The sequence below is a fragment of the Streptococcus sp. KHUD_012 genome (genome assembly GCF_052588255.1).
The window spans coordinates 285,413-300,129 of sequence record NZ_CP159355.1; the positions used below are offsets into that span (position 1 = coordinate 285,413).

A 14,717-nucleotide genomic window follows, 5' to 3' on the forward strand; every position below is an offset into this window, starting at 1 on the left:
TTATACATCCTCCATATCAAATGCATGTAGTTTCTTGAAGGCAATCATTGAGATTGAGATCACGATCACAGAGATAATCAAGGTTACCGCTGCGGCCATTGAATATTGAGGAGAGGTATTAGTTGTCAACTTATAGATCCAAGAAATCAAGATATCTGTAGATCCAGCATTTCCTCCGACAGAACCAGGTCCCCCATCGTTAAACAAGTAAATGATGGAGAAGTTGTTGAAGTTGAAGGTGTATTGACTAATCAAGGTTGGTGCTGCAACCGCAAGGATCATTGGGAAAGTAATGTTGCGGAATTTTTGCCAACCGTTGGCACCGTCAATATAAGCAGCTTCGTAAAGATCGTTTGGAATCGATTGAAGAATCCCCAAAGTCAAGACATAGATATAAGGGAAACCGAGCCAACCTTGCATCATAATCAAAGCGATTTTTGTCCAGGTAGGATCGGTCTTCCAAGGAACCAAGACACCATCTAAGAATGGGAAGATCTTAGCAAACAATGGGATAACTTGGGCGTTGATGGCGCCGACACTATCGTTAAACATATTTGAGAATGTAAGGATAGTGATGAAGGCTGGAACAGCCCAAGGAAGCAGAAAGATAACCCCAAAGATTCGTTTTCCTTTTACGAATGGTTGGTTTGCCACAATGGCTGTCAAAATACCGAGCACGATTTGAAGAGTTGATGCTGCGAGAGCCCAAATCAAGGTCCAACCAAGAACAGATGTAAAGGCTGAACGGAAGGTACTCAAGGTCCACATGTTAGTGAAGTTTTGGAACCCGATCCAATCCAACAAGGTTGTTGGTGCGGTATGTTTGAAGTCATAGTTGGTAAAAGCGATCATCAAAGTAACCAAAACTGGGAAGATAATCGCAAAGGTCATAGCGATATAAGAAGGGATAATCAAAAGATAAGGGAATCCATTTTCATAAATCGCGTGAACCATATCTTTAAAGGTTTTTGGAACGGCAATCCCGTTGTTGATGCGTTTAGCAACTGTTCCAGCATCCTTAATATTTAAGGCATAAAATAGGAAGTAAACAACAGTGATGATCAAGTGGAAGGCCCCACGAATCAAGATAAAGAGGGAATTATCTTGTCCACGAACGGTTCCAAGTGTGACTAACTTCGATAATTCTCCAGCTCCAATTCCAATGAAGTAAACGAGAAAGAGAGCAGTCACTGCAAGAAAAATATAGCCTTTAGCTTTTTGTTTGTTATAAATTTGCCCAAGACCCGGGATCAAAGAGAGCCACATAGCCTTTTTAGGGTTTTGTTCTGTAGTCATTCAAATCTCCTTATAATGTCCTTGCCAGAGAGCAAGAAGACAAGTTTGACAGTTATCAAGTAGAAGGTTGATAATGGAACATAAGAGGTTGGGACCTTGTCGCCAACCTCTTACTCAAACCTAAAAACTGTCTTATTTGCTACCGAATTTTTGTTCGATGGTTTCTTTAATCAATTTCACTGCATCGTCAGCAGCAGCTTTTGCAGATTTTTTACCACTTACAGCATCGAAAAGCATAGTAGCAGCTGGATCCCAAACAGCACTCATTTCAGAGATGTTTGGCATTGGTTGAGCGTTCTTGAACTGTTCAACAACGGCAGTTGTCAATTCATCGTTTTTACCAACCGCATATTTACGAGCTTCGGTGTTGGCAGGAACTTCATTTGTCTTGTCAAACAAAGCTTTTTGTTGGTCAGTGCTTGTCAAGAAGTCAATGAATTTTTGAGCGCCATCAAGGTTTTTCGCACCTGCAGGGATAACCCAAGCTTTACCACCACCAAAGGCAGAATATTGTTTTCCGTTTGGAAGAGTTGGAATAGTTGCGACACCATAGTTTACTTTAGCTTCTTTCAATGAAGCAGCTTTCCAAGGACCATCGATGATAGCAGCTGTTTTACCTTCTTGGAATTGTGTTTGGATGAAGTTAGCAGCACCTTTAGTATCTTGCAAACCTTTTGGCCATTTAGCATACCAAGTTTTCGCATATTCGATACCGTCGATAGAACCTTGGTTGTTCAATCCAATATCTTTAGGATCTGTACCATCTTTACCAAATACATAACCACCATTACCTGAAAGCAAACCGTAAGCATAGTAGAAGTTTGTCCAGTCAGCTAAGAAGGCAGTTGTTTTACCAGGTTCGCTAGCAAAGTCGTATTTGCTATCTTTTGCAAGATTGTCAAGGTCACCAAATGTTTTTGGAGCTTCGCTTACAAGATCTTTATTATAGTAGAGAACCAAAGTTTCGATGACAGCAGGTGCACCGTAAACCTTACCACCGTTTGTGACAAGAGCTTCAGTTGTTTTGTCTGTGTGGCTATCTTTGTTCAATGTCACTTCAGCCAATTGACCATCGTTACCAAGACCACCTACACGGTCGTATGGTGCCATCATAACGTCTGGAGCTTTTTTAGATTGGTTATCAAGAGAAAGGTTATCCAATCCACCAAGGGCATCACCAGTTTTGATTTTAACTTTTACGCCATTTTCTTTTTCAAAAGCTTTTGCAGCTTCTTCAACATAAGATTTGTAGCCTTTGTCTACATAGACGTTGATTTCTTTACTTGCCTCAGAAGAACCTGAAGAGCTATTGCTACAAGCAGCAAGTAAGAAGCCGGCAAAACCAACTGTACCAAGTACAGCAGCACTACGTAAAATTGTACGTTTCATGATTTATTCCTCCTAAAGAATAAAAAAAGATAATAATTAGAAACCGTTTTAGACAAACGTTTTCCTAAAACGACTTAAGTATATCACAAGGCGAAAACGTTTGCAAGTGATTTTGAGAAAATTTTTTAAAAATATTTTAATTCCGAACTTTCTTCTATAAAATACATTAAATTTGTTGACATTAGGCAAAGGAAAGAATACACTAGGGGGGTGAGGACATTCTGAAAAAAGTTAAAAAGTTTTTAAGAAACCCCTTGCAGAAAATATGGAAAAAGTTTATAATGACATGGTACGCAAACGTTTTCGCAAAAATTGCGTAAACTGAGTTGCGCCTGTTCGATTTTAACAAAGAGTAGAGCCGCTTGAGAGCTGGATACGACTCTGCAACGATACCCATACCGTGCACCGAATCGCAGGCTTCAAAGAAATAAAAAGAGGTGGTAACCCATGAAAAAACGTCAAAGTGGTGTTTTGATGCACATTTCTTCCCTTCCTGGACAATACGGAATCGGATCATTCGGACAATCAGCATATGATTTTGTTGATTTCCTCGTTCGGACCAAGCAACGTTACTGGCAAATCTTGCCGCTTGGTACAACCAGTTATGGAGATTCTCCATACCAATCTTTCTCAGCTTTTGCTGGGAACACTCATTTTATTGATTTCGATCTTTTGATCGAACAAGGTTTGTTGACAGAAGCAGACCTTAAAGGAGTGGACTTTGGTCAAGATCCTACTCAAGTGGATTATGCAAAGGTTTTCGAACAACGTCGTCCCTTGCTTGAAAAAGCAGTTGCGAATTTCTTAAAATCAAGTGATCAAAAAGAATTCCAAGAATTTTGTGAAGCCAATGCTTCTTGGTTGGAGCTCTTCGCAGAATACATGGCTATTAAAGAACACTTTGATTTGAAAGCTTGGACAGAGTGGCCAGATGCAGCTATTCGTGCGCGTGAGCCAAAAGCTTTGGCTAAATACCGTGAAGAATTGGCTGATAAATTGACTTACCATCGTGTGACTCAATTCTTCTTCTTCCAACAATGGTTGGCCTTGAAAGCTTATGCTAACGACCACCACATTGAAATTGTGGGAGATATGCCAATCTATGTAGCAGAAGATTCAAGCGACATGTGGGCTAATCCTCATCTCTTCAAAACAGATGAAAACGGAAAAGCAACTTGCATTGCAGGATGCCCGCCAGATGAGTTCTCAGCAACTGGTCAACTTTGGGGGAACCCAATCTATGACTGGGAAGCAATGGACAAAGATGGCTACCAATGGTGGATTGAACGCTTGCGTGAAAGCTTCAAGATCTATGACATCGTTCGGATCGACCACTTCCGTGGTTTCGAATCATACTGGGAAATCCCTGCTGGTTCTGAAACTGCAGCACCAGGTAAATGGGTCAAAGGTCCTGGCTACAAACTCTTTGCAGCCGTGAAGGAAGAGCTCAGTGATTTGAACATCATCGCTGAGGACCTTGGCTTTATGACGGATGAAGTCATTGAGCTTCGCGAACGTACTGGCTTCCCAGGAATGAAGATTCTTCAATTCGCCTTCAATCCTGACGATGAAAGTATCGATAGCCCTCACTTGGCACCAAACAACTCTGTGATGTACACTGGAACACATGATAACAACACAGTTCTTGGATGGTACCGCAATGAAATCGACGATCCAACTCGTGAGTACCTTGCTCGTTATACCAACCGGAAAGAGTACGAATCTGTCCCACATGCTATGCTTCGCACAGTCTTTGCTTCTGTCAGCTTCATGGCGATTGCTACGATGCAAGACTTGCTTGAGTTAGATGGCTCAGCTCGGATGAACTTCCCATCAACTCTTGGTGGTAACTGGTCATGGCGGATGACAGCGGATCAATTGACTCCAGCTGTTGAGCAAGAATTGCTTGATTTCACAACGATCTATCGTCGTGAAAACAAAGACTTGAAAAAAGAAGTTAAGAAAGCAGAAAAATAATCTTTCCCTATTAAAATTGTTGAAACAAAGGAGACTTTAAAACATGGAATCATTACAAAAATATGTGATTGATCATCACCAAAAAACAATTGCAGAATGTTCAAATGAAGAATTGTACCTTGCTTTGCTTAATTACACCAAGCAAGCAAGTGCCCAAAAGAAATTAAATACTGGTAAGAAAAAAGTTTACTACATCTCAGCTGAGTTCTTGATCGGTAAACTCTTGTCTAACAACTTGATCAACTTGGGTCTTTACGACGATGTCAAAAAAGAATTGTCAGATGCTGGTAAAGACTTGATCGAAGTCGAAGAAGTGGAATTGGAACCATCACTTGGTAACGGTGGTTTGGGACGTTTGGCAGCCTGCTTTATCGACTCTATCTCAAGCCTTGGTTTGACAGGGGATGGGGTTGGTTTGAACTACCACTTTGGTTTGTTCCAACAAGTCCTTAAAAACAACCAACAAGAAACGATTCCAAACGCATGGTTGACTGACCAAAGCTGGCTCGTTCGTTCAAGCCGTAGCTACCAAGTTCCATTCGCACACTTCACATTGACTTCTACCCTTTATGATATCGACGTACCTGGTTACAAGATCGATACCAAGAACCGTTTGCGCTTGTTCGACTTAGATTCAGTTGATTCATCTATTATTGAAGATGGTATTAACTTTGACAAGACAGATATCGCTCGCAACTTGACCCTCTTCTTGTACCCAGATGATAGTAACCGTCAAGGGGAATTGCTCCGTATCTTCCAACAATACTTCATGGTATCAAATGGTGCTCAATTGATCATCGACGAAGCCATCGAAAAAGGAAGCAACTTGCATGACCTTGCTGACTATGCGGTTGTACAAATCAACGATACTCACCCATCAATGGTCATTCCTGAATTGATCCGTCTTTTGACAGAACGTGGTATTGGAATGGATGAAGCTATCTCTATCGTTCGTAGCATGACGGCTTACACTAACCACACAATCCTTGCAGAAGCCCTTGAAAAATGGCCACTTGAATTCTTGCAAGAAGTGGTTCCTCACTTGGTTCCAATCATTGAAGAATTGGACCGCCGTGTTCGCGCTGAATACAAAGATCCAGCTGTTCAAATCATCGATGAGAATGATCGTGTACACATGGCACACATGGATATCCACTATGGATTTAGCGTAAACGGGGTAGCAGCACTTCACACAGAAATCTTGAAGAATTCTGAGTTGAAAGCTTTCTACGACATTTACCCTGAAAAATTCAACAACAAAACAAACGGTATCACATTCCGTCGTTGGCTCATGCATGCCAACCCAACCTTGTCACACTACTTGGATGATATCCTCGGACGTGACTGGCACCATGACGCATCTAAATTGGAAGACCTTCTTTCTTATGAAGATAAAGATGCAGTCAAAGCAAAATTGGAAAACATCAAGTCTCACAACAAACGGAAATTGGCTCGTTTCTTGAAAGACCATCAAGGTGTGGAAATCAATCCTAACTCTATCTTTGATACCCAAATCAAACGTCTCCACGAATACAAACGTCAACAAATGAACGCTTTGTATGTGATCCACAAATACTTGGACATCAAAGCTGGAAATATCCCTGCTCGCCCAATCACTGTTCTCTTTGGTGGTAAAGCAGCTCCTGCCTACACCATTGCACAAGATATTATCCACTTGATCCTTTGCTTGTCTGAAGTGATTGCAAACGATCCAGCAGTAGCTCCACACTTGCAAGTCGTTATGGTAGAAAACTACAACGTGACTGCTGCAAGCTACTTGATTCCAGCTAGCGATATTTCTGAGCAAATCTCCCTTGCTTCTAAGGAAGCTTCAGGTACTGGTAACATGAAATTCATGTTGAATGGTGCGTTAACACTTGGTACTATGGATGGAGCAAACGTGGAAATCGCTGAATTGGTTGGACGTGACAACATCTACATCTTCGGTGAAGATTCAGAAACTGTAATCGATCTATATGAGAAATCAGCATACAAATCAGCGGACTTCTATGAACGTGAAGCTATCAAACCATTGGTAGACTTCATTATCAGCGATGCCGTTCTTGCAGTTGGTAACAAGGAACGCTTGACTCGTCTTCACAAGGAATTGATCAACAAAGACTGGTTCATGACTCTTCTTGACTTGGAAGACTACATTGTAACCAAAGAACGCATGTTGGCTGATTACGAAGACCGTGATGCATGGTTGGATCAAGTTATCGTAAACATTGCTAAAGCAGGATTCTTCTCATCTGACCGTACGATCGCTCAGTACAATGAAGATATCTGGCACTTAAACTAATCATTAGTTGTTAGACCAAGGTCCATAAGACCTTGGTCTTTTTCATTACTTCTCATTTGGGAGAAGAAATGGAGCTAGTTTAGGGAATGGACACTCTGCAAAAAGTGTTGTTTTTTTGAATTTTGCAACCCCTAAAGGGAAAAAATTACATAATTTTTATTTCAGTCTTCAAATCTAATTTATTGGTATAAAAAAATACTTCCCTTTAAAAAGCCTTTCGGTGAAATTTATAAAAAGAGAAAGTGTCTTAAAAACCCTTGAAAATAAAGGATTTTTTCACAGGCGTTTGCATATATTTTCAACTAAAGATGGGGAAGGCAAGGAAAGTTTGGGGATTCAAGTTGTTATATATTTAAAGTAAAATAAAAAATTAAATTGACAAATATATAAAAATGGTTGATTGTGATACAATGAAGTTAACTGGAAGTAGCATATTTTTGCCTCTACAGTGAGATTTTTTTAAACAAAAAAGGAGAGTTTTGAAAATGAAAAGCTATCGTGAACATGTTTCGAAGCAGGAAAAATTTTCAATTCGTAAGTTATCAGTCGGTGTTGTTTCATTGGCCATCGCTGGATTGGCTACTGTTAATACCTACGGAGCAGAAGTGAAAGCGGATGAGGCAACAGCACCTGCAACTGAAGCGACTACTACGGATACAGCAACAAGCGATGCAGCTGTTTCAACAAGTTCTAAGTTGACATCTACAACTGTGACAGAAGGAAATAAAACAGTTACGACGACTTATGTAGAATCACCAGAACTTGAAAAAGCAAAAGCTGATGCGGCTACAGAAGGTGTGACCGTTACAGAAGAAGCTGAAAAAGTCCAACCATCTATCGCAGCAGCAGAAGCAGATAATAAAGCTCAAACAGCTGAAATCAACACAGTAGTTGATAACTACAAAAAGGCAAAAGCGGAGTATGAAGCAAAATCTCAAGAAATCACATTGATTGAAAAGAGAAATGCAGAAGCAGAAGCGGCTTACAAGAAACAAGTAGAAGACTACAAAACCCAACAAGCAGCTTATGATAAAGCTTTAGAAGAGTACAATGCTAAAAAGGCAGCCTACGATGCTAAAGTAGCAGAAAAAGCAGCAGCAGATAAGGCCAATGCAGAAGCAAAAGCTAAGTATGAAGCAGAAATGGCTGTTTACAATACAGCGAAAGCGCAATACGATAAAGATTTACAAGAATACCAAACTAAGAAAGCGCAATACGATAAAGATAAAGCAGCTTATGATCAATTGGTAGCGAAGAAGGCAGAAGAAGATGCTGCTAAGGCTCAATACGAAGCTGATCTTGCAAAATACAATGTAGAAAAAGTACAGTACGAAAATGATTATATTGCTTATCAAAAGAAATTAGCTGAATACGAAGTTGCCAAAAAACAATATACGGACGCGAAACAAGCATACGACAAATATATGACAGACAATGCGTATGCTGACCTTAAAAATGTTTCAACTGTTCAAGATTTGACCTTCCAACGTGAAGGTGGTGCAACTCACACCATTGACGGCATCAGCACTTATCTTACTCGTGATGCTCAAGCTCGTTTAAATACAAGCAATGTCCATCAATATGATTCTAATAAATTGGAAGCTTCAGATATTGTAGCAACTAGTCCTTGGGCCAATAATGAAACTGAGTACATTCAAGTGAAAGAAGGCGATAAATTTGTCGTTACTTATGATAACTTGAATCAGTCCAGCATGCGTGAAAATACGGATATGCATCCAATCAAACGTGTGATTTACCGTTATGAGATTTTAAGTCTTCCATCAAATGATGGCAAAGGGATTGCAGCAGTCAACGCAGATCCAACGGTAACCATGACAGTGGGTGCTTCAACAGACCAAGACAAACCTGTTAAGGTTGCTGTCGATGTTGAATTCTATGATGGTGATGGCAATAAATTTGATTTGACTCAACGCAATGCCATTGTCGCTTTGAACTCGCTCAACCACTGGACAGGTGCTTCCTATGTCGATAGTGGAGACAAACCTCGTGCCCTTACAGTAGAAGCCAAAGATAAAAATGGCAACACTGTTCGTGGAACTTGGGATCCATATGCAGATGGTTCATCCATGAGCATTGAAAACAATGAAGTGAAGGTTAAAACAGGAAAAGCAGACTTTGGTACTGCAACTGTTTCCATTTCAGCAGACAACCCTCTCAAAATTGTGACTCAGAAATATGGTTATGTTAAAGATGACACAGGTAAATGGGTTCCTGGTACGACACCTGAGAAGGAAGAAGTAACGGATGCGTTAACTGTAAATGCTTCGGGTTCAGGAAGTGTTCATTCTATTGGTACAGAAGAATTTACCTTTGAAGGTAAGGATGATGTTATCGGATCATACAAAGTAGATGCAACTACAGGTCAAATTACGTTCACGCCTAAGAAGAAATTTGAAAACGTGGAACACCAAGAGTCTGTAAATGTTGGAAATAATAAATTTATTCCAATTCCAAACTCAAGTGTTTCTTATGATGCTGCTACTAAAGAAGTGACTTCCTTTAAAGATAACCAATATATTGAACATGGCTCTGTCTTTAACGGTGAATCTTCAACAACTCTTGAAGGTTGGGATAATCCATCTTCTCCATACCTCTATTATGGTGGAGCAGGCTTGAAGATGTCAGATGGACACTTAGTCTTTACGGCTAATGGTGCCAATGCGGCTGGTCAACCAACGGTTTACTGGTTTGCCATCAACTCAAATGTAGGTCTTCCTAAAGAGCCAGGAGAAGAACCGAAAGAGCCAACAAAACCAACAGAACCAAAGGCTCCAACTCCACCAACGATTACAGTGGAAAATCTACCTGCAGAACCAAGCAAACCAGAAGAACCTAAAGGTCCAACGGCTCCAAAAGAACCTAACTACACTGTGATCACAGTTGATGTGAAGGAACCAAAAGCGCCAACTCCACCAAAAGCGCCAACCCCACCGACTCCTGAAGTCGTTCCAAATACGAATCCGGTGAAACCGGAAGCTGAGGTGAAATGGCATAAGAACAAAGTGGTAACGGAAACAGATATTCCAACCCCACCAACACCAGTTCCTCCAACTCCACCAACTCCATACAACCCACCTACACCAATTGTTCCACCTACACCAATCGTTCCACCAACTCCAGAGGTTCCAACCGAACCAACTCCTGAAGTTCCGGAACAGCCTGTACAACCTGCGCAACCACAAACACCTACGCTTCCAAATACAGGTACAGAAAGCTCAACTGCAGCTGTTCTTGCAGGTGCGATGGCTGGATTGCTTGGATTGGGTCTTGCACGCAAGAAAAAAGAAGATTAATTCTTATTTCTGTCGTTCATTCATCTAAATAAAGAAAGTCAGAAGGCAAGTTCTTCTGGCTTTTTTGATGGAGTGATGACCAAATAGTTGAGAAATAGAACAGAATAGTTTTTGGATGAGGAGAGGAAATGGCTTTTATAGACCAAATCGTGTCGAAATGAAGCAGAATAGAAATGGATGACACAAGAAGAAGAGAATGAGGTATACTGGTGGTGTTCGAATGAAAGTTTATAGGACTCCGTTATATCTCTAATCATTCCAATGATACAGTTGCGATGGCTTTTCATCTTTTGCACACATTACTTTTCCAAATGAATTTCATTTGAACGTATCAGTGATCAGGCAAGTGCTTCCACGGTTTTGAGGCGCTTGCCTTTCTATCTGTATCGCGATATAATAGGGTGTAAGAAATGAAAAGGAGTTTGTATGAAAAAGAAACCTATCTATCTTTACATCCTGTTATTTTTCTCTACGGTTGGAACCCTGACTTCAGCTGTCTCAACCTTTGGAGCTTCAAAGAGTTTTGAGCTGACAGATGATTTTGCGAAACAACTTGGTTTAACAACGGCTCAAGACAAGGCTGACTACGTGACATATTATGAGAAATCAGCCCAACTCAATCAGTCTCCACTAACCTTTTTATTTGTTTCCCTGATTCTGATTGCCTTACTGGCAACTTTCTATTTCCTCTTTATGAAGCAGGATCTGTTAACAGCCCATTATACTTACATGGGGCAGATTTTATTAAGTCAAGCCTTCTCTTGCTATAATTATTTTGCAGGGCGTCCACTATTAGCTAGTTTTTCAACCCCGTCCCTTCGCCAACGATATCTGGCATCTTCGTCCATTGCTTTGTTACTCTTGACTGCTTTATCTCTTCTCTTCCTTGGGATTGTTTTGTATAAAACCTTGCGTTTGAGAAAAGCTCAAGCTACGGCATAATAGATAAGTTTGAATGGAGCTCTCTTAGAGGATAAGAGAGCTTCTTGATTGGAGAAAAAAGATGAAAGTATCCTTTGTTTATATTAGTCTGAGTGGGAATACAGAGAGTTTTGTCCGCCGCTTAAGTGACTATTTGCTGGAAGCCCATCCCGGACTTGAAATCGAGAAAGTGCATGTGAAAGACCTGGTCAAAGAGGGCCAGCCCTTCTTTGAAATGACCAATCCTTTTATTACTTTTTTGCCAACCTATTTGGAGGGTGGAAATGGTGTTGACAATGGCGATGTGGAAATTTTGACGACAGATGTCGCAGATTTTATTGCTTACGGAGGCAACGCCAGCAAGTGCTTAGGAGTGGTTGGATCAGGCAATCGGAATTTTAACAATCAATATTGTTTAACCGCTAAGCAATACAGCCAACGCTTTGGTTTCCCTATGTTAGCCGATTTTGAAATGCGGGGGATGTTGGGAGATATTAAAAAAGTAGCCGCCATTGTAGAAGATTTGTATCATCTTTAAAATAAAGAGAGTGGGACAGAAATCGGTAATTCGTTAGAATTCGATTTCGTCGTCCCACCTCCGCACAGTTGAGTAGGGCTGTAAAAGCTGATGAAATCAGCGTAGTAGAGCCCACTCAACCACTGCGTCTTGCTCGACAATCCAAAAATAATTGAGAGGCTAGGACTTTTGTCCCAGCCTCTTATTTGTTGCGACTGAATAGAAGAGGAGTCACATTTTATATGACTCCTCTTCTATGGCTTATTTTAATTTTTCTGTGATTTCTTTAGCAAGTAGGAGTCCCAATCGATAGTCTTTGTTGATGGCATGGATGACATCGTTGATATTGTCGGTCTCTTGGATTTTTTCCTTGATGCTATCTTTGAAAGCTTGATCTTTCAAGAGTTGCTCTTGTAAGAGCCGTTGTAGTTTTTCTCTTTCGTACTTGTTGAATAAAAAGAGGACCACTAAACTGATGAGGATTAAGATGTAAACGGTTTGATTCATAGATTTCTCCTGTATATAAAGGATTTGAAAATGTAGAGAATGAAGGGCATTAGGCATGAGAAAAGGAGTGAGAAAGAACTAAATTGAATCGCATTTAGTTTCTCCTCTCACTCCCATATGAGATGTTCTACTTATCAATCATTAGATAAGAAATTACATTTTCTCAGGGGCATCGACACCAAGTAAGCGAAGGGCTTCTTTTAAGACTACTGCAGTTGAGTAGCTAAGAGCAAGACGGCTTTCGCGTTCTGGGCTTTCATCCAAGATACGAGTGTGTGCATAGTATTTGTTGAAGGCTTGAGCCAAGTTGATAGCATATTTTGCGATCAAGGATGGATCATAGTTTTCAGCGGCACGTTTGACAACACGAGAGAAGTCTTGGAGAAGCTTGATGATTTCCCAGCTTTCTGGGTCGCTCAAGCTGTAAGTCGCATCTGTAGATGGTGTGAAGTTGGCTTTACGAAGGATTGATTGGATACGAGCGTAAGCGTATTGAACGTAAGGTCCAGTTTCTCCTTCGAAGGATACCATGGCTTCGAGGTCGAAGTCATACCCATTGCGGCGGTCTGTCTTCAAGTCGTAGAATTTAACCGCACCAACACCGACTGCATGTGCCACTTCTTCCTTGTTTTCAAGTTCAGGATTCTTTTCTTCGATCTGAGCTTTGGCACGAGAGATGGCTTCTTGAAGAGTTGGTTCGAGAAGGATGATATTTCCTTTACGAGTTGACAATTTTTGGCGGTTTTTTGTCACCAAACCAAAGTCAACGTGAACCATATCATCGCTCCAGTCAAATCCCATTTTCTTCAAAACAGCTTTCAATTGACGGAAGTGGTTAGATTGTTCTTGACCTACAGCATAGATGTTTTTCACAAAGTTGTAAGTCCGTGCACGGTAGATAGCGGTTGCGATATCACGAGTGATATAAAGAGTGGCACCGTCTGATTTCTTAATCATAGCCGGTGGAAGGTTGACATCATCGAGCTCAACGATGCTAGCTCCCTTAGACTCTTTCAACAAGCCTTTGTCTTCAAGAATTTGGACAGCTTCATCCATCTTGTCATTGTAGAAAGCTTCTCCGTTTAAGCTGTCAAATTCAACACCGAGGAGTTTGTAGATACGGTTGAATTCTACCAAGCTTTCGTCACGGAACCATTGCCACAACTCAGTCGCTTCTGGATCTCCATCTTCCAGTTTCTTGAACCAGAGACGTCCTTCATCATCAAGCTCAGGATCGTTTTCGATTTCAGCGTTGATCCGAACGTAAAGTTTTAGCAATTCATCGATTGGGTTGGCTTCGACAGCTTCCTTACTACCCCATTTTTTGTAGGCTACCATCAAGAGACCGAACTGTTTACCCCAGTCTCCCAAGTGGTTGATTTTAATCGTGTTGTAGCCCATTTTGCGGAAGATGTTTGAAAGAGCATCCCCGATAACGGTTGAGCGCAAGTGACCAACTGAGAATGGTTTTGCGATATTTGGACTTGAAAGGTCGATGGTAATGTTTTGGCCATGACCTTCGTCTTGTTGACCGTAGTCTGCCCCTGCTTCGATGACGGATTTGATCACCTGATCAGAGATCTTAGATTTGTCTAAGAAGAAGTTCACGTAAGGTCCAGTTGCAACAACTTTTTCGAAGGCGCTTTGGTTGATCTTTTCAGCAATATCTGCAGCGATTGCTTGAGGAGCCTTGCGTTCCACTTTTGCAAGTGAGAAGGCTGGAAAAGCAATGTCACCAAGATCAGATGATTTTGGTTGTTCAAGCAAATTTAAAATAGCATCTTGGTCAAGAGAGTCAATCACTTTGGCCAATTCACTAGCAATGAGTTCTTTATTGTTCATATTAGCTCCTTAGTCCTTTTAACTATTATTTTAACACAATTCTGAGCGAATTTTCAATTTTTTTGGTATAATTTAAAGTATATTTATTCAAAAGTGGAGGTCCAATGAAAAAGACAGAACGTCACCTTTTGATTCAACAAATGATTCGAAATGAAAAATTGTCGACTCAAAAAGAGATTCAGGATCGATTAGAAGCAAAAGGAATTGCTGTAACGCAAACAACTCTGTCACGAGATTTGCGCGATCTGGGTCTAGTCAAGGTGAAACGAAAAGACCAGTTGTATTATATTTTGCCAAATGAGCCTGAGGTGGCGGAGATTTATATTATGTTGTCCAGCCACGCCAAGTCTGTCTCACGAGCAGAATTCACCTTGGTTTTGCGGACAGAGCTAGGAGAAGCAGCTCTCTTGGCCAATGGTGTAGATGAAATGTCAGATGAGCGTATTTTGGGAACAGTAGCAGGGGCCAATACCCTCTTGATTGTTTGTCGAGACCAAGAGGCAGCCATTGAAATTCAAAATGAAATTTTAGGGATGATGCAGTAATCAAGCCCTGTTGGAGAGAAAGAAAATACCCCGTTAAGATGCCAAAAGGAGGAAGATAGTGAGCTATCTACTCCTGTTTTCATCTATGGGGCTTGTGTCAGGAAACG

At 40.9% G+C, this 14,717-nt stretch carries 10 protein-coding genes; 6 read left to right on the forward strand and 4 right to left on the reverse strand.

Annotated features, from left to right (window positions below; all coding sequences use genetic code 11):
• Both ABVF55_RS01650 and ABVF55_RS01655 read right to left on the reverse strand, forming a co-directional pair.
• Entirely contained in the window at nt 1–1,296 is a 1,296-nt protein-coding gene (locus tag ABVF55_RS01650) for a sugar ABC transporter permease (protein WP_320909628.1), read from the reverse strand.
• 132 nt (nt 1,297–1,428) lie between these two features.
• Complete coding sequence (locus ABVF55_RS01655; protein WP_320909629.1) at nt 1,429–2,685, reverse strand: extracellular solute-binding protein; 1,257 nt, start codon at nt 2,683–2,685, stop codon at nt 1,429–1,431.
• A gap of 447 nt (nt 2,686–3,132) precedes the next feature.
• Between ABVF55_RS01655 and malQ the strand changes: the two genes are divergently transcribed.
• From malQ to nrdI, 5 genes are all read left to right on the forward strand, one after another.
• Nucleotides 3,133–4,662: a 4-alpha-glucanotransferase gene (gene malQ / locus ABVF55_RS01660; RefSeq protein WP_320909630.1), complete on the forward strand. Its 1,530-nt coding sequence runs from the start codon at nt 3,133–3,135 to the stop codon at nt 4,660–4,662.
• A 43-nt stretch (nt 4,663–4,705) separates the two neighbouring features.
• The gene (gene glgP / locus ABVF55_RS01665; RefSeq protein ID WP_320909631.1) at nt 4,706–6,964 is read left to right on the forward strand and encodes a glycogen/starch/alpha-glucan family phosphorylase; all 2,259 of its coding nucleotides are present in this window, start codon (nt 4,706–4,708) and stop codon (nt 6,962–6,964) included.
• 485 nt (nt 6,965–7,449) lie between these two features.
• Nucleotides 7,450–10,278, forward strand: coding sequence for a GbpC/Spa domain-containing protein (locus ABVF55_RS01670; RefSeq protein WP_320909632.1), 2,829 nt, complete (start codon nt 7,450–7,452; stop codon nt 10,276–10,278).
• Between the two features lie 426 nt (nt 10,279–10,704).
• A complete protein-coding gene (locus ABVF55_RS01675; RefSeq protein WP_070587705.1) occupies nt 10,705–11,220 on the forward strand; it encodes an ABC transporter permease in 516 nt (171 codons plus the stop codon).
• Between the two features lie 61 nt (nt 11,221–11,281).
• Complete coding sequence (gene nrdI / locus ABVF55_RS01680; RefSeq protein WP_155125189.1) at nt 11,282–11,737, forward strand: class Ib ribonucleoside-diphosphate reductase assembly flavoprotein NrdI; 456 nt, start codon at nt 11,282–11,284, stop codon at nt 11,735–11,737.
• Nucleotides 11,738–11,977: 240 nt separating this feature from the next.
• On the opposite strand, the gene ABVF55_RS01685 is transcribed toward nrdI, so the two are convergent.
• Entirely contained in the window at nt 11,978–12,223 is a 246-nt protein-coding gene (locus ABVF55_RS01685; RefSeq protein WP_023919916.1) for a hypothetical protein, read from the reverse strand.
• 153 nt (nt 12,224–12,376) lie between these two features.
• Entirely contained in the window at nt 12,377–14,065 is a 1,689-nt protein-coding gene (argS, locus tag ABVF55_RS01690) for an arginine--tRNA ligase (RefSeq protein ID WP_223325817.1), read from the reverse strand.
• A gap of 104 nt (nt 14,066–14,169) precedes the next feature.
• On the opposite strand from argS, the gene argR reads away from it, so the two are divergent.
• A complete protein-coding gene (gene argR / locus ABVF55_RS01695; RefSeq protein ID WP_023919910.1) occupies nt 14,170–14,610 on the forward strand; it encodes an arginine repressor in 441 nt (146 codons plus the stop codon).
• The last annotated feature ends 107 nt before the right edge of the window (nt 14,611–14,717 follow it).